At 72.8% G+C, this 15,920-nt stretch carries 16 protein-coding genes; 8 read left to right on the plus strand and 8 right to left on the minus strand.

The features are described from left to right. Nucleotides 1-78: 78 nt before the first annotated feature. The gene (locus ACHFIV_RS21290; protein WP_398971320.1) at nucleotides 79-708 is read right to left on the minus strand and encodes a TetR/AcrR family transcriptional regulator; all 630 of its coding nucleotides are present in this window, start codon (nucleotides 706-708) and stop codon (nucleotides 79-81) included. Nucleotides 709-823: 115 nt separating this feature from the next. On the opposite strand from ACHFIV_RS21290, the gene hmgA reads away from it, so the two are divergent. The 3 genes from hmgA (at nucleotide 824) to ACHFIV_RS21305 (ending at nucleotide 4,281) form a co-directional block, all read left to right on the plus strand. Further along, complete coding sequence (hmgA, locus tag ACHFIV_RS21295) at nucleotides 824-2,143, plus strand: homogentisate 1,2-dioxygenase (protein WP_398971323.1); 1,320 nt, start codon at nucleotides 824-826, stop codon at nucleotides 2,141-2,143. Between the two features lie 43 nt (nucleotides 2,144-2,186). Beyond that, nucleotides 2,187-2,963: a GntR family transcriptional regulator gene (locus tag ACHFIV_RS21300; RefSeq protein ID WP_398971326.1), complete on the plus strand. Its 777-nt coding sequence runs from the start codon at nucleotides 2,187-2,189 to the stop codon at nucleotides 2,961-2,963. Nucleotides 2,964-3,057: 94 nt separating this feature from the next. Further along, the gene (locus ACHFIV_RS21305; RefSeq protein WP_398971329.1) at nucleotides 3,058-4,281 is read left to right on the plus strand and encodes a type ISP restriction/modification enzyme; all 1,224 of its coding nucleotides are present in this window, start codon (nucleotides 3,058-3,060) and stop codon (nucleotides 4,279-4,281) included. A gap of 234 nt (nucleotides 4,282-4,515) precedes the next feature. Here the strand turns inward: ACHFIV_RS21305 and ACHFIV_RS21310 are convergent, their stop codons facing one another. Then, nucleotides 4,516-4,779: a hypothetical protein gene (locus ACHFIV_RS21310; RefSeq protein WP_104790182.1), complete on the minus strand. Its 264-nt coding sequence runs from the start codon at nucleotides 4,777-4,779 to the stop codon at nucleotides 4,516-4,518. 208 nt (nucleotides 4,780-4,987) lie between these two features. Here ACHFIV_RS21310 and ACHFIV_RS21315 point away from each other — a divergent pair, with 208 nt between their 5' ends. Further along, a complete protein-coding gene (locus ACHFIV_RS21315) occupies nucleotides 4,988-6,136 on the plus strand; it encodes a serine/threonine-protein kinase (protein WP_398971331.1) in 1,149 nt (382 codons plus the stop codon). Nucleotides 6,137-6,216: 80 nt separating this feature from the next. On the opposite strand, the gene ACHFIV_RS21320 is transcribed toward ACHFIV_RS21315, so the two are convergent. Continuing rightward, on the minus strand, nucleotides 6,217-7,032 hold the full coding sequence (locus tag ACHFIV_RS21320; RefSeq protein WP_398971334.1) for an SGNH/GDSL hydrolase family protein: 816 nt from the start codon (nucleotides 7,030-7,032) through the stop codon (nucleotides 6,217-6,219). Between the two features lie 290 nt (nucleotides 7,033-7,322). Between ACHFIV_RS21320 and ACHFIV_RS21325 the strand changes: the two genes are divergently transcribed. After that, nucleotides 7,323-8,417 carry a DUF5925 domain-containing protein gene (locus tag ACHFIV_RS21325; RefSeq protein ID WP_398971337.1) on the plus strand — a complete coding sequence of 365 codons (1,095 nt, stop codon included), beginning with the start codon at nucleotides 7,323-7,325 and terminating at the stop codon, nucleotides 8,415-8,417. 49 nt (nucleotides 8,418-8,466) lie between these two features. On the opposite strand, the gene ACHFIV_RS21330 is transcribed toward ACHFIV_RS21325, so the two are convergent. Further along, complete coding sequence (locus tag ACHFIV_RS21330) at nucleotides 8,467-8,841, minus strand: GntR family transcriptional regulator (RefSeq protein WP_398971340.1); 375 nt, start codon at nucleotides 8,839-8,841, stop codon at nucleotides 8,467-8,469. 92 nt (nucleotides 8,842-8,933) lie between these two features. On the opposite strand from ACHFIV_RS21330, the gene ACHFIV_RS21335 reads away from it, so the two are divergent. Then, complete coding sequence (locus ACHFIV_RS21335; RefSeq protein WP_398971343.1) at nucleotides 8,934-9,851, plus strand: GNAT family N-acetyltransferase; 918 nt, start codon at nucleotides 8,934-8,936, stop codon at nucleotides 9,849-9,851. Beyond that, entirely contained in the window at nucleotides 9,832-10,332 is a 501-nt protein-coding gene (locus ACHFIV_RS21340) for a DUF402 domain-containing protein (protein WP_398971345.1), read from the plus strand. Before ACHFIV_RS21335 ends, ACHFIV_RS21340 begins: the two co-directional genes overlap by 20 nt. A gap of 109 nt (nucleotides 10,333-10,441) precedes the next feature. Here the strand turns inward: ACHFIV_RS21340 and ACHFIV_RS21345 are convergent, their stop codons facing one another. The 4 genes from ACHFIV_RS21345 to ACHFIV_RS21360 are packed head-to-tail and all read right to left on the minus strand — an operon-like array spanning nucleotide 10,442 to nucleotide 14,956. Continuing rightward, nucleotides 10,442-11,920: a trifunctional class I SAM-dependent methyltransferase/NUDIX hydrolase/VOC family protein gene (locus ACHFIV_RS21345; RefSeq protein ID WP_398971347.1), complete on the minus strand. Its 1,479-nt coding sequence runs from the start codon at nucleotides 11,918-11,920 to the stop codon at nucleotides 10,442-10,444. Between the two features lie 34 nt (nucleotides 11,921-11,954). After that, the gene (locus ACHFIV_RS21350; protein WP_398971349.1) at nucleotides 11,955-13,442 is read right to left on the minus strand and encodes a tripartite tricarboxylate transporter permease; all 1,488 of its coding nucleotides are present in this window, start codon (nucleotides 13,440-13,442) and stop codon (nucleotides 11,955-11,957) included. Between the two features lie 3 nt (nucleotides 13,443-13,445). After that, nucleotides 13,446-13,976, minus strand: a complete 531-nt coding sequence (locus ACHFIV_RS21355) for a tripartite tricarboxylate transporter TctB family protein (protein WP_398971352.1) — start codon at nucleotides 13,974-13,976, stop codon at nucleotides 13,446-13,448. Beyond that, the gene (locus tag ACHFIV_RS21360) at nucleotides 13,973-14,956 is read right to left on the minus strand and encodes a Bug family tripartite tricarboxylate transporter substrate binding protein (RefSeq protein ID WP_398971354.1); all 984 of its coding nucleotides are present in this window, start codon (nucleotides 14,954-14,956) and stop codon (nucleotides 13,973-13,975) included. Before ACHFIV_RS21360 ends, ACHFIV_RS21355 begins: the two co-directional genes overlap by 4 nt. Nucleotides 14,957-15,047: 91 nt before the next feature. On the opposite strand from ACHFIV_RS21360, the gene ACHFIV_RS21365 reads away from it, so the two are divergent. After that, entirely contained in the window at nucleotides 15,048-15,788 is a 741-nt protein-coding gene (locus ACHFIV_RS21365) for a response regulator (RefSeq protein WP_398971357.1), read from the plus strand. Nucleotides 15,789-15,920: the final 132 nt, after the last annotated feature.

Raw genomic sequence — 15,920 nt, forward strand, 5'->3', positions numbered from 1 at the left:
GACCGGTACGGATGCTGGCGAGGTGCTGTCACCACAGGTTGTCCCGGAGTACCCCGCCGCGCGGGGCGGGGCAGCCGCTCAGTCGAGGATGTGCGCCAGATAGGCCCGGAGCAGGAGCCGGGTCTCCGCTATGAGGGCCGGGTCGCCCGCCGGGTCCGCGCGGAAGGCGAGCTGGAGCAGGGCGTCCGCGGCCTGGACGCAGACCAGGACGGTGCGGAGGAGGTCCGCGTCGGCGGGGGCACCCTCGCGCCCCCGGCCGAGGTGGCCCGAGAGCAGCTCCGCCAGGCGCCCGGCGACGAGCCGGTTCACCTCCTCGTCGAGCGGACCGGCGGCCGGTACGGGCGGGCCGAAGTCGACGAGGGCGAAGCCGGGGACGGAGCGTTTCATCGCCAGGTACTCGTCGAGCACCGCGTCGATGGCCGCACGCCACTCCCGCTCCGGTATCGGTTCGAGCCGGGCGACGACCCGCTGGGCGTAGACCTCGAGGTTGCGCTCGGCCAGGGCGTCGACCAGGGCCCTCTTGTTGGGGAAGAAGCGGTAGACGGAGCCGATGGGCACGCCGGCCCGGTCGGCCACCGCCCGGGTGGAGAGCTGCTCGTAACCGGTCTCGTCGAGCAGCACGGCGCCGGCGTCGAGGATACGGGCGAGACGGTCGGCGCTGCGTTGCTGCACGGGGACGCGTCGGAGGTTCGTATGAGCGTGGGACACGCCTCCATCATGCCCGTATGCCGTTGACGGGCCACGATTCGATTCCTACGGTGATGCATAGGATTCTTCGTCAGGGGATCCACGGGATTCCTCATCCATCCACGGGAGCGCATGAATGAGCGGCATCGACCAGGCGAGGAAAGCGGCGGAGGATCTCGGCCACAGTTCCGGTTTCGGCAACGAACACAGCTCGGAGGCCGTCCCGGGTGCCCTGCCGCACGGACGCAACTCGCCCCAGCGTGCTCCCCTCGGGCTGTACGCCGAGCAGCTCAGCGGTTCGGCCTTCACCGAGCCCCGCGCCCGCAACCGGCGGTCCTGGCTCTACCGGATCCGTCCCTCGGCCGCCCATCCCGCCTTCTCCCGCGTCGACAACGGGGCCCTGCGCACCGCGCCCTTCACGGAGACCGTTCCCGATCCCAACCGGCTGCGCTGGGACCCCCTCCCCGACCCCGCGCCCGGTACGGACTTCCTGGACGGCCTGTGGACGCTGGGCGGCAACGGCGACGCCGGGCAGCGCACCGGCATGGCCGTGCACCTCTACAGCGCGAACGCCTCCATGACCGACCGGGTGTTCAGCGACTCCGACGGCGAGCTCCTGATCGTCCCCGAGCGCGGCGGTCTGCTGCTCCGCACCGAACTGGGCCTGCTGGCTGCCGGGCCGGGCGAGATCGCGCTCATCCCCCGGGGCGTCCGTTTCCGTGTCGAGCTGCTGGACCCGACGGCCCGGGGCTACGTCTGCGAGAACTACGGGCAGCCCTTCGTCCTGCCCGACCTGGGCCCGATCGGCGCCAACGGGCTGGCGAACGCGCGGGACTTCCTGGCGCCCGTCGCGGCGTACGAGGACCATGAGGGCCCGGTCGAGGTGGTCAACAAGTTCTGCGGGAACCTCTGGTCGGCGACGTACGGACACTCGCCGCTCGACGTGGTCGCCTGGCACGGCAACCACACGCCGTACGTCTACGACCTGCGCCGCTTCAACGTCCTCGGCACGATCAGCTACGACCACCCCGACCCGTCGATCTTCACCGTGCTGACCTCGCCGTCCGACACACCGGGGCTCGCGGGCGTCGACTTCGTCGTCTTCGCCCCCCGCTGGCTGGTCGGTGAGGACACCTTCCGCCCGCCCTACTTCCACCGCAACGTGATGAGCGAGTACATGGGGCTGATCGAGGGCGCGTACGACGCCAAGGCGGGCGGTTTCGTACCGGGCGGCGGCTCGCTGCACAACATGATGTCGGCGCACGGACCGGACCGCGAGACCTTCGACCGGGCGAGCGAGGCGGAGCTGAGGCCACAGAAGATCGACGACGGCCTGGCCTTCATGTTCGAGACCCGCTGGCCGGTCACGGCTACCGCTCAGGCGGCGGGCGCGGTCCATCTCCAGCGCGGATACGACGACGTGTGGCAGGGTCTGAGCCGCAACTTCCGGCCGTGAGACCGCACCGCCGGCCGGACCGCGGAAAGCTCAGGAGAACCGGATGAATCAGGTGAACGAGGCGAGACGGACGCCCGGGTTCGCCCCCGACTCCCTGGTGCTGAACCGGAAGCTGCCCCTCTGGTACCAGGTCTCGCAGTCCCTGAGGGCCTCCATACTGGGCCGCCCCCAGGACGCCTCGACACGGCTGCCGACCGAGGAGCAGCTCGCCGCGCACTACGGCGTCAGCGTCCTCACCATGCGCCAGGCCCTCAAGGAGCTGGAGAGCGAGGGGCTGATCAGCAGGCACCGGCGGCGCGGCACGTTCATCGAGCCGCGCGCCCGCCGGGTCTCGCCGGTCCGGCTGCTGGGTTCGATCGACGCGATCGTCGCCCAGCAGTCGGGCGAGCGGACGACGGTTCTCGGCCACGGCCGGGCACCGGTCCCCGGTGACCTCGCGGAGTTCTTCCCGGACTGCCCCGAGGTCGTCAGCTACCGGCGGCTCCGCTGCGACGAGGGGACCGGCGAGCCCACCAACTGGGCCGAGAACGCGGTGCGCCCGGAGATCGCGGCCAGGCTCGACGTGGCCGATCTGGAGCGATGGCCGATGACCAAGGTGCTGCGCGACGCCGTCGGCGTACGGATCTCCCGGATCACCGACACCGTGGAGGCGCGCCTCGCCGACCCCGGGACGGCCGAGCTGCTCCAGGTCCCGCTGCTCAGTCCGATCCTGCACTACACCGGCGTCACCTATGACGAGGACGGCACCGTGGTGGACGTGGCGCGCATCCGCTACCGGGGGGACCGCTTCTCCTTCTCGGTGACGGTCGACGCGCACTGAGGGCGGCGGCCCCCGCGAACGGGCGGTCGTGACGGGGACCGGTGGTCGTTACGATGCCGGGAGCGGCGGACGTGGCGACGGGGAGGACGACACGGTGGCAGCACGGGTGGCGGCCGGAACCGGCGGGAACGACGCGCACCCGCTGCTGGACGACCTCATGCCCTGGTCGGTACGACCTCTGAGAACCGGGCGCGCCTGGGTGACGGCCCCCGAGGCCGCCTCGCTCCGGGCCCGCTGGGACCTGCTGGCGGGGGCCGAGGGCGCCGAGCAGGAAAGGCTGTTCCGTCCCAGCCGTTCCCGGACGCCGCTGACCCCGGCCGCGGCGCTGCCGGGCAGGTCCACCGGGACGAGCGCGTTCGCGCGGGATCCGGGCCCCTGTCCGGAACCGGTACGGATCATGCACGGCCCCTTCGACGAGCAGTGGCTGCTCCCCGACCAACGACTGCTCGACGCGGCCCGCCCGGAGCTGTGGCGGGTCGCGGACGGACACCAGCTGTTCGCCGTCGAGCACGGATACGTACCCGGGGACGGCGGACCCGCCCTGTCCGCCACCGCACTGCTGCCCGACGGGCACTCCCCCGCCGGGCGGCCCGGCCGTATCCGTCCCCTCTACCGGCGGCCCGGTGGCCGGGAGCCCAATCTCGCGCCGGGTCTGGCCGCCCTGCTGGCCGCCCGGTACGGGACGCCGGTCAGCCCCGTCTCCGTCCTGGCGTGGTCCCTCGCGAGCGCCCTCCCCTCCCCCGCGGGGCCGCGCGTGCCACTCCCCGCCGACGGCGCCGTATGGGCCGAGGGCGTGGAGCTCGGCCAGGAGCTGCTGCGGCTCCAGCTGCGCGGGGCGCGCGGCGGGGAGCGCCCGCGCCTGCCCGGCGGCCGCCGCCCGTACGTCCGGGCCGCGGTCCCGCCCCGGCCTGCCGGCCTGCGCTACGACGCCGAGGAGGAGGCGATCCTGCTCGGCGAGGGGCGTGTCTCGCCGGTTCCCGCCGGAGCCTGGGACTTCCGGGTGAGCGGGGTCCGGGTGCTGGAGCTCTGGTGCGAGCGCCGCATGACCCCCGGGGAGGGCCTGGCGGCTGTGGGACCGCGCGGCTGGCCGCAGGAACGCACCTCGGAGCTGCTGGAACTGATCACCGTCCTGGCGCTGCTCGCCGGACTGCGGCCCCGTCAGGAGGCGCTGCGCGACCGGCTGGAGGAGGTGGGCGTCGTGGCCCGGGAGACACTGCGCACGGCCGGCGTACTGCCCGCACCCGCGTCGGTCCGGCGCCCCGCGTCCGTACTGGACCACCAGGAGGAGGGGCCGGAGGGGCAGTTCGCGCTCCTCTGAGCCGGCATGCCGTCATGCGGCCGTGCTGCCCTTGCACGGGGCGCCACCGCCCTTGTCCCGCCGCAGGACGGGACACCGACGCCGATGGGTGCCGTACCGGCGCCGGGGAGCACACCGGCGCAACGCTGCCGGCCCCCGGGGAAGCCGGACGGGCGGACAGCAGCACTGCGCCGGGACGGAGTGATCGTGGACACGGCCCTCGCGGAGGGCCGGACCGGTCGTGACAGCCGTCGGTCAGCGGCGGCTGCCGAAGAGCGAGCGCCGCAGTCGCCGCAGCGGGGCGAAGAGCGAGACGCGCGCGCTCCTGCTCCTGCGGGTGTGCGCGGCGTCGCGCGAGGTGAGTTCGAGCATCAGCAGCGTCGCTTCGGCCGACTCGCGCTGCGGAACGGCGGGGCCGCCCAGCACTGCGAGATGGCGGTCGAGGCGCGAACTGGTCGCTCCGCTCCCACATGTGATGGCAGGCACACGCGGCCTGCTGCGCACCGTTATCTGTTCCATGTCACTCCCCACCCGTACGAGGGCACCCGGCCCGGGCAGGTTAACCCTATCGCCCCGCGGTCACACTCGTGTATCCCGGCCGCAGGATTGCACGCCCGTACACGGGTGTTGACGTCCCGTTACCGCCTCCTGTCGGTTCCTGGACGAGTTGGGTTAGCTTGGAGGTGATTCGTCCGTACTGCGCACCGCTGCTGATGGAGGGTCACCGATGAGCGAAGTCCCTGACACCGGACGTGTGGTCGCGGATCGATACCGCCTCCTGGACCCGCTGGGCGAGGGCGTCGCGAGCATCGTGTGGCGGGCCCGCGACGAGGTGCTGGGGCGCGAGGTGGCCGTGAAGGAGGTGCGCACCCCCGGGGGCCTGCCCGCCGCCGACGCCGAGCGGCGGCACTCCCGCCTGGTGGAGGAGGCCTGGGCGGCGGCCCGTGTCTCGCACCGCAACGTCGTCGCCGTCCATGATGTGGTGACCCAGGATTCCCGGCCCTGGATCGTGATGGAGCTGATCCGCGGGCTCTCCCTGTCCGATGTCCTGGAGGCCGACGGCCCGCTTCCTCCCCGGCGTGCGGCCCGGATCGGCGCGGAGGTGCTCACGGCCCTGCGCGGCGGACACGAAGCCGGTGTGCTGCACGGTGACGTACGGCCGGGGAACGTGATGCTGGCCAATGACGGACGGGTGATGCTGAAGGGTTTCGGCGTCACCACCGCCGACGGACCGCCCGCTCCCACCGGGTCGGGTGAACCGGCCGGAACGCCGGAGTACCGTGCGCCCGAGTGTGCGAGGGGGCCAGCACCGGGGCCCGAATCCGACCTCTGGTCGCTCGGAGTGCTTCTGTACGCCGCCACCGAGGGGAGGACCCCGTTCGGCCGCGGGACTCCGGCGGACACCCTGCGGGCGGTGGGCGGTGAGGAGCCGCCGCCCCTCCGGCGGGCGGGTGCGCTCGCCCCCGTCATCGAGGGGCTGCTGCACAAGGATCCGGCCGGCCGGCTCGCCGCCGGCGACGCGGAACGCCGGCTGAGGGTCCTGGCCGCGGGCGGGACCGGAGCACCCGGCGGCGGGACGGCCGGCCCGCCGCTCCAGCCGACGGTGGACGGGACCGCTGCGGCGGCCGGGGAGTCCGGGACCGTGGTGGAGCCGCCCGGGGCCGCCGTCCTCACGCGTCGCACCGGCGTCCTGGTGGCCGTCGTGGCACTCGTCGTGCTCCTCGTCGCCGGAGGCCTCGCCTGGGCGCTGGCCGGGGACGGCGGACCGGAGGGGAGGTCCCAGGGCGGCGGTGAGAGCCGGCGTCCGGCGGTCGCCGACGTCACGCCGGCGGCCGGCGCGGGACGGACGCCGGAGGACGTGACGGTGTCCACCTGAGGTGCGAGGAGGGGACTCCGCAGGACGGGGCCCCCTCTCGCCGGACGGCTGGGCCGTCATCTCGGGCCGGAGCCGCGGGGTCAGTCCTTCGCGGTGAGGACCGGCAGATAGCCGCCTGACTGCCCGGCGGCGGTGGGGTGGTAGGACTCACCGATGTTGAGCCAGTTCACGCTGTGCAGCCAGGCGCTGCCCGAGCAGATCTCGTGCCCGGTGAAGGTGGGGGTGACGTCGCCGAAGGTGAAGCCGTGGTCCGCCGCGCGCTTGGCGGTCGCGGTGTTGAGGTAGTCGGCGGCGCCGTTGATGGCGGCACGCTCCCTCTCGCTCAGGCCGGCGACGCAGTTGCCGCCGAGCTTGTAGAAGCGCGGATAGCCGAGGACGACGACGTGGGCGGAGGGGGCTCTGGCGCTGATCGCCTCGTACACGGAGTCCAGCTTGCCCGGGAGGGTCGAGTCGACGTAGGCGCGGGCGGTGGTGATCCGGTTCAGACAGGTGGCCTCGGACTGCAGGACACAGGTGGTCATCACGTCGGCGAAGCCCGCGTCGTTGCCACCGATGGAGATCGAGACGAGGTCGGTGGCGGAACTGAGGGGACCGAGCTGGCCGGCCGTCACATCCCCGGTCCTGGCCCCCGAGCAGGCCGTGAAGGCGAACGAGGCGGGGTTGTTGGCCGCCTTCCAGAGGACGGGGTACGCGCGGGTGCTGCGCTTGCATCCACCGCTCGCACTGTCATAGCTGCCGGCGCCGACACCGGACGAGTACGAGTCACCCAGGGCGACGTAGTCGACGGCCGCGGACTGTGCGGATCCCTGGGCCTGGGCGACGCCCACGCCGGTCAGGGCGAGAACGGTGCCGAGCAGGAGAGAGGACGAGAACGCCACGAGTCTGGACATTTTCATGGAACCTCCTTGGGCAGGATCTCTGCCTACTCCGTGGTAGCAGTACGAGCCCGCACTTCGGAAGTGTGCATGCCAAAAATGCTGGGACGCGAGCGCCCCGGAACGCTGCTGACGGAGCGTCAGACGAAAGCCGGGCATCCGGCGCACCGGGGGTGAAACGGCCGGTCCGGATCGTCGGCCACCACCGCACGGGGGCGGTCGAGGCGGACGGGTCCCCGCCGCCCGTGGAACCCGGTGCCAGCTCACGAAACCCGGGTGCGCGGGATACCGCCGTGCCGGATCATGGGCGCATGTCTGCCAACCCCGAGTCCGCCCTGCCGATCCGGCTGAATGTCGACGACAGCGATGCGCCGTCCGACGTCGTGGACGCGCTCTTCCTGGGCCGCTTCGCGACGGGCGAGCAGCCGTACTCGCACAGTTCCTCCCTGGACCGGGTCAGGTCGGGCGCGACTCTTCTGCCCCCGGCGGCAACGGTCCTGAGGGCGGCCCGTGACGACGACCGCAGCGCGACCCTCGCCGAGGGCGACGGATGGACGCTGCTGGTCTCGCGGTGGAACCGGGGGGCCGACGTCACGGTCACCGCCACCTCCGCGGAGCTGGCCGAAAAGATCCTGTCCGAGGCGACCGACGGGGCCAGGGACGAGCCGGAGCCGCAGCCCGAGAACGTGACCATGGGCTTCTGGTACGTCTCCCCGCGCCGTGGCCCGCACCGCACCACCCGGCAGATCGCCGCGGGCACGTGGGACGAGGTCCGGGCCAACTACACGGCCCCGGTGGCGGATGCCATGGACCGGCTGATGAAGGTCACCCCCGACGACATCGCCGGCCGGCTGCTGCTGCTGCACGGACCGCCGGGCACCGGCAAGACGTCCGCGCTCCGCACCCTCGCCCGGTCCTGGCGCGACTGGTGCCAGGTCGACTGCGTCCTGGATCCGGAGCGGCTCTTCAACGATGTCGGCTATCTGATGGACATCGCCATCGGTGAGGACGACGGTTCCGCGAAGGGCCGGTGGCGGCTGCTGCTGCTGGAGGACTGCGACGAGCTGATCCGGGGCGAGGCGAAGCACACGGCAGGTCAGGCGCTGTCCAGGCTGCTCAACCTGACCGACGGCCTCCTGGGCCAGGGCCGCAACGTACTGGTGGGGGTGACGACCAACGAGGACCTGGAGCGGCTGCACCCGGCGGTCGTGAGACCGGGCCGCTGTCTGGCACGCATCGAGGTGGGCTCACTGACCCGTGCGGAGTCGGTGTCGTGGCTGGGCACGGAGAAGGGGCTGGGACGCGAGGGCGCGACGCTCGCCGAGCTCTACGCCCTGCGGCGTGGCAGCGGCCCCGCGTCCGTGCCGAAGCAGGACGCCGGGGCCGACGCCGGGCTCTACCTCTGAGCGTGCGCCCCGGCCCAGGCCCCCGGAAACCGGGGCCCGCCCCTTACTCCTACCGCGCGTACGCCGCCCGTAGGGCGTCCTCGGCGAGGGCCAGCGCGTCGGCCCGGGACAGGCCCAGGCGCCGGGCCTGCTCGGCGTACTCCCGCGCGGCCGCCGCCGCGTGGCGGGTCGCCGCGTCGCCCGCCGCCGCGACGAACGTCCCGTTGCGGCCCCGGGTCTCGATCACCCCGTCGGTCTCCAGCGCGCGGTAGGCCTTGGCCACGGTGTTGGCGGCGAGGCCCAGCTCGCCGGCGAGGCCGCGTACGGTCGGGAGCCGGTAGCCGACGGGCAGGGCACCGGAGCGTGCCTGTTCGGACAGCTGGGCGCGCAGCTGCTCGTACGGGGCGGTGGCGGAGTCCGGGTCAACGGCGATCTTCAGGGTCACGCGCCGATTCTCTCCCACCGGGGGTCCCGGCACCGGCCCGGCCGCCGGAAAACCGGGGGCGCCCGGGCGGGCCCCCGCGCTACCGTCCGCGCATGACGGTACTCGTGCGTGACTTCCGGCCTGCCGACGCGGACGCCTGGGTACGGGTGCGTCGTGCCGCGCTGCCGTACATGGTGACGACTCCGGAGCAGGTCTTGAGCGATCTGGCCGGTTCCCATCCCGACCGGCACTACCGGCTGCTGGTCGCCGAGGAGGACGGTGAGGTGACCGGCACCGCGCAGGTGGGCGTGTCCCACGAGGGCACGGCGCCGGGCCGGGGCTTCTGCAATCCGTACGTGCATCCGGACAGCAGAGGCCGGGGCGCGGGATCGCTGCTGCTGAGGGCCGGTGAGGAGCATCTGAGCCGGGTGGGAGCGACCGCCGTGTACACCTGGGTGCTCGACGAGCCGGCGAACCGCGCGTTCGCCGGGAAACGCGGATATGCGGCGCGCCGGCCGGCGCACTTCCTCCGTCTCGACCTGACGGAGGGACTTCCGCCGCTCCAGGAGCTCCCCACCGGCGTCGAGTTGCTCACCGCCGCCGACTTCGAGGACGATCCGCGCCCGCTGTTCGAGGCGGACAGGGAGACCACCGCGGACGAACCGAGCGACACCCCGGTGGAGTTCTCCGACTACGAGCACTGGCTGGCCACGACCTGGCGACGGCCCGGCTTCGACCACGCGCTCACCACGGTGGTGACGGTGGACGGGCGGGTCGCGGCGTTCAGCGCCGCGGACACCGACGGCCGGACCCGCTACGGGTCGGCCATGACCGGCACTCTGCGCGCCTTCCGGGGCAGGGGCCTGGCGAAGCTCGCCAAGAACGACTCGCTGCACCGGGCGCGGGCCGCCGGATACACGGACGCGTACACCGGCAACGACGCCGGCAACGACCCGATGCTCGCGGTCAACCGCTGGTTCGGTTACGAGGTCTGCGCCACGGAGGTGCGTCATGTCCGCGAACTCGTCTGAGACCGGGCCCCCGCTCACCGTCACCCTGACCAAGGCGGGCCGCACCAAGATCCGTTACCCGGCCGCGCCGGTCCGTGACGACGGGACCCGGCTCACCGTCCGCGCCCCGTGGGCGGCCCCCGGGGTCCGGGACTTCGGCTTCGTGCGCTTCGAGCCGGGCGATGTCCTCACCGAGCACTACTGGCGCGACCGCTGGTACGCGGTGAAGGAGGTCCGCACCGGTGACGGGCGGCTGAAGGGCTGGTACTGCGACATCACCCGGCCCGCCGTGCTGCGGGGCGACGAACTCCTGGTCGAGGACCTGGACCTGGATCTGTGGGTGTCGGCGGACGGGGCGTCCGTGCTGCGGCTTGACGAGGAGGAGTTCGCGCGGAGCGGGCTCGCGGGCCGCGACTCCTCGGCGGCGGAGGCCGCCGTACGGGCCCTGGACGAGCTGGAGCTCCTCGCCCGCACCGAGGGGCTGGCGGGGCTGGTCGCGTAAGGGCCGGCCTCCTGCTGACGGCCGTCCGGGAAGCCGTGGCGCGGCGTGGCTCCGGCACGGTCCTGCCGGTGACACGGCAGCTCCGCGCAGGCGTGGACACCCGGACCGGTCAGGGAGCCACCAGTTCCACCCGGTGGCCCGCCGTGTTCGCCAGACGGACCGCGCGGGGCCCGCTTTCGCCGGTGTACGCGTGGGGGCCGGCCGGCAGCGGCCGCCAGCCGTGTTCCGGGGCGTGCGCCACCAGGGCGTCCAGCGTCGCGCGGTCCCGGACGTGGAATGCCAGGCGGCTGACGCCTGGCCGCAGGCCCTCGTGCTCGCCTCCGGGCGGACCGGGCGTGTGACCGGCCACCACGTGGCTGTCACCGCGCCGCCAGCTCCGGCCGTGCGCCCAGCTCTGGTACGGGACATGACCGAGCCTGCCGAGCAGCCAGCCCCACTCCGCTTCGGCCTCGGCCAGGTCGGGTACCCACAGCTCGATGTGGTGCAGCCGGCCGGTGGCGGTCGTCGTCGCGGGCAGCGGGACGACGCGCCGGGGCGCCCGCGGTGCGTAGGCGACGGTGTCGGTGTCCTCGTGCCAGTGGATCAGGAAGCGCTGCTCGGCGCGGTATCCGTCGAGGCCCGCACGGCAGTACGCCACCATGTCGTCGGGCAGCGCGTCCAGGGGGAACCAGCCCAGCTCGGAGCACTTGTCCGGCTCCGCGTTGCGGGGCGGGCGCGCGGGATCGTGGTCGGCCTCGAAGAACCAGCCCATCCTGGGATTGCCGCCCGGCCCCCTGTGCTGCATGACCAGGGCCACCCGGAGCTCGTCGGGATCCAGCTCGACACCGATCTCCTCGGCCGTCTCCCTGATGACCGCCGCCCGGACGTCCTCGCCGTCCTCCGCGTGGCCGGAAGGCACGTGGAGGAGTCCGTCGGCGTAGCCCGTGCCCGCCCGCCGGGCGAGCAGCACGTCGGGGCCCCTGCGCAGGACGAGGTGGACGTCGACGACCTCGCGGTGCCGACGGGGCGGTTCGGCGCGGGCCACCAGGACGTACCTCTCGTCGTCGACCTCTCTGCCCCAGAGCCGGGAGTCCCCGGAGAGCGGCTCGTGGTGGACGCGCTCCGTGTGTGCGGTGAGGAGCTCCGTGAGACGGGCCGCCGGGATGCCGGCGCCGTTCCACACGCCTTCGACGAGCACCAGCCGGCCGCCCGGCCGCAGCAGCGAGAACCAGTGCCGCAGAGCGGCCTCGGGATCGGGGAGCAGCCACACCGTGTGCCGGGCGAGGACCACGTCGAACCGCTGAGTGCCCACGGGAGGACGTCCCGCGTCGCCGACGAGCACCTCGGCGCCGGTCCCTGCGAGCTTGGCCCGCGCCCGCTCCGCCATGCGCGGTGACCGGTCGACGGCGGTGACCCGGTGTCCCTGGCCGGCGGCGAGGAGGGCCAGACTGCCCGTGCCGCATCCGAGGTCGAGGACCTCGGAGCGGGTGGCGGGCAGCCAGGTCTCCATCCGCCGCGCCCAGGCGCTGCGGACCACCGGATCGAGGAGCCCGTGGTCGGGCTCCTCGTCGAAGGTGCCGGCGGCTGCGTCCCAGTCGGTCGTGACCATGAGGCCTATCCTCCCAGCCGCCACCGACAACGCGTCACGTCCTGTTCCTGCCGGACACCTTCCTCACCAGCGGCCACAGCAGGATCAGGGCCACGATGACGTACACGGTCACGGAGAAGGGGGTGTCGACCAGGCCGGTGACACTGCCGTCGCTGATCTGGAGGGCGCGCCGCAGCTGCTGTTCGGCGGACGGGCCGAGGATGACGGCGATGATCGCGGGCAGCACCGGCAGCCCGTACCGCCGCATCCCGAAGCCGATGAGGCCGATCACCAGCAGGATCACGAGGTCGACGGCCTCGCCGCCGACCGCGTACGCCCCGACCGCGGCGAAGAACAGGATGCCCGCGTAGAGATAGGGGCGTGGGATCCTCAGCAGTTTCGCCCAGAGCGGCGCGAGCGGCAGGTTCAGCGCGAGCAGCAGCACCATGCCGACGAAGAGCGAGGCGATCAGGCCCCAGACGAGCTCGGGTTCACGTTCGAACAGGAGCGGGCCGGGCTGGATGCCGTACTGCTGGAAGGCGGCCAGCATGACGGCGGCGACAGCCGTGGTGGGCAGCCCGAGCGTGAGCATGGAGACCAGTGTCCCCGCGGCGGAGGCGGACGCCGCCGACTCCGGCCCGGCGACGCCCTCGATGGCGCCCTTTCCGAACTCGTCGCGGTGCTTGGAGAGCCGCTTCTCGGTGACGTACGAGAGGAAGGTGGGGATCTCCGCACCGCCGGCCGGGATCGCGCCGAACGGGAAGCCGATGAAGGGCCCGCGCAGCCAGGACTTCCAGGTGCGCCGCACGTCGGCCCTGCCGAGCCAGGGCCGGCCGACGGGGATCGGCTTCCCGGAGGAACGGCGCAGGTGCGCGGCGACCCAGAGGGCCTCCCCGATGGCGAAGAGCCCCACCGCCACGATCACCACGTCGACGCCGTCGGCCAGTTGGAGCGATCCGAAGGTCAGCCGCTGCTGGCCGGTCATCTGGTCGAGGCCGACCAGGCCGATGGTGAGGCCGATGAGCAGTGACGCGAGGCCGCGGATCCGTGAGGATCCGAGGACGGAGGTGACGGCGATGAAGGCCAGCACCATGATGGCGAAGTAGTCGGGGGCGCCGATGCCCACGGCGAGCGAGGCGACGGTCGGGGCGAGGACGACCAGCAGGATCGTGCCGATCATGCCGCCCGCGAAGTGCCCGATGGCGGCGGCGGCGAGGGCCTGCGCCCCGCGCCCCGCCTTCGCCATCGGGTTGCCCTCGATCGCGGCGACGACGGCCGCGCTCTCCCCCGGGGTGTTGAGGAGGATCGAGGTGGTGGAACCGCCGAACATGGCGCCGTAGTAGATCCCGGCGAACATGATGAACGCGCCGGTCGGTTCGAGCCCGTACGTCACCGGCAGCAGCAGGGCCACGGCCATGGCGGGTCCGATGCCGGGGAGGACGCCGATGGCCGTGCCCAGCAGGACGCCGAGTGCGGCCCACAGGAGGTTGACCGGCGTGAGCGCGGTGCCGAAGCCGTCGATGAGGGAGTTGAGGGAATCCATCGGTCAGAGCACCCCCATCAACGGGCCGCCCGGCAGGGGCACCCCGAGCAGGTTGTCGAAGACGAAGTAGGTCGCGAGGGAGAGCCCGGCCGCGATGAGCGGATCGCGGTCGTGGTGGCGGCTGCCCAGCGCGTAGGCCGAACCCCAGAAGAGCAGGGCGCCGGAGACGGGGAAGCCGAGGGGGCCGATGAGGGCGGCGAAGGCGAGGAAGACCCCGGTGAGCAGGGCGACGGCGCGCCGGTCGGCGGGTTCGTCGAGGTCGACGTCCTCACCGCCCTCCGCCTCGCCGCGGCCACCGCGCAGGACGTCGACGGCCAGCAGCACGGCGACGGCCAGCAGTCCGGCGCCGACGGCGAAGGGGACGGTCCTGGGGCCGACGGGCCCGCGCTGGGTGATGTCCACGCTCATCGTCAGGGCGTCGGTCAGGACGAGGACGCCGAGCACGAGCAGCAGGACGCAGACACCGAGTTCGGAGTGCTCGCGCAGCCAGGCGCGCGTGGTCGCGGGGCGGGAGGGCGTGGTCTTGTCGCTCACAGTCCCAGCTCCTTGAGGACGGTGGCGACACGGCGGTCCTGGCCGTCCAGGAATGCGCCGAAGGCGTCGCCCGTGAGGAAGGCGTCGTCCCAGCCGTTCTTCTCCATGGAGTCACGCCACTGCTGCGAGTCGTGCAGTTCGCGCACCAGCCCGATCAGCTTGTCGCGTTCCGCGTCGGAGAGTCCGGGCGGGGCCACGATGCCGCGCCAGTTGGTGAAGTCGGTGTCGAGGCCGGCCTCGCGGAGCGTCGGCGCGTCGAGGCCCGGTACCCGCTTCGGCCCGGTGACGGCGAGAAGGCGGAGCTCACCGGCCTCGATCTGGTCGAGGTACTCACCGACGCCGGAGACGCCGAAGCCGACCTTGTTGCCGAGGATCGAGGCGAGCAGTTCGCCGCCGCCGTCGAAGGGGATGTAGTTGACCTGCTTGGGGGCGATGCCGGCGGCCTTCGCCATCAGCATCGGTGCCAGGTGGTCGGGCCCGCCGGGCGAGGACCCACCGCCGACCGGAATCTTCCCCGGGTCCTTCTTCCAGGCGGTGAGCAGCTGGCCGATCGTCTCGTAGGGGGAGTCCTTGGCGACGACGACGATGTCCTGCTCCTCCGTGAGCCGGGCGATCGGGGTGGTGTCGGCCAGGGTCGTGGGTGACTTGTTGGTGTGCACGGCGCCCACCACGCCGAGGCCCATGGACATGGCGAGCTTGCCGTTGCCGTGCTCGGCGGCCAGCCGGGTCACGCCGACGGTGCCGCCCGCGCCGGGCAGGTTGAACACCTCGATGCCGTGGGTGAGTCCGGCGTCCTCGGCGTTCTTCGCCGCGGTGCGTGCCGTGATGTCGTAGCCGCCGCCGGGTGTGTTGGGAACCATGAAGCGCAGTCCGGGGATCTGCGTGCCGGTGTCGGAGCCGCTGCCGGTGGACAGCAGCGGCGGCCCGACGACCACCAGCAGCGCTGCCCCGAACAGGGCGAGTGGAGTGCGCAGTCGCACCGGAAGCCGCCTTTCGAGCCATTCGTCGTACGCGTGTGAGGTGGCCCACATGTTGCCTGCGCGTTAACGAGCTGTCGCCGTTCCGGAACCAATGGACGTTGTGGTCGTTGTGGTCGCGCCCTACCGTGTCGGCGTGACGAAAGTGCTGGTGGTGGACGACGACTTCATGGTCGCGAAGCTGCACAGCCGCTATGTGTCCGCATTGGACGGTTTTACGGTCGTCGGCGTGGCCCACACGGGCGAGGAGGCGCTGCGCGCGGCCCGCCGGCTGCGTCCCGACCTGGTCCTGCTCGACATCTTCCTCCCCGACATGGACGGGATCCAGGTACTGCGGGAGCTGCGCGCCGCCGAGGAGCGGGACGGAGGGACCGACAGTGCGGACGCGCTCTTCATCACCGCGGCACGCGACGCAGGTGTGGTCAGGGCCGCCCTGCGGGCGGGCGCCCTGCACTACCTGATCAAGCCGTTCCACCGCTCCGCGCTGCAGGAGCAGCTCCAGCACGTGGCGTCGCTGCGCAACCGTCTGAACGCGCTGGACGAGGCCCGCCGGGAAGCACGCCAGGAGGACGTGGACCGCATCTTCGGCACCCGCCCTCCGGGCTCCCGCGAGCTCCCCAAGGGCCTGGCGGCCCACACCGCGGACCTGGTCGAACGCGTCCTGCGCGACCACCCGGCGGGGCTGTCGGCCTCCGAGTGCGCCGAGGCGGGCGCCCTGTCCCGGGTCAGCGCGCGCCGCTACCTGGAGTACTTCGCGGAGACGGGACGGGCCGAGGTGTCCCTGCGGTACGGCGGGACGGGCCGGCCGGAACGCCGCTACCGCGCGGTGGTCTGAGCCGTCCGCCGTACGACTGCCCCACGGTGAGCCGCGTGCGAGGACTTGCCGGCCGGTCTTCCTGAGCCCTCGCCTAACCCTTCCTTAAGCGCGCCATAACGATCGCCACCTGCGCCTTCCCACGCCCGGATC

It is taken from the genome of Streptomyces sp. ALB3, from assembly GCF_044385685.1.
In the GTDB taxonomy this organism is placed as follows: Bacteria; Actinomycetota; Actinomycetes; order Streptomycetales; family Streptomycetaceae; genus Streptomyces.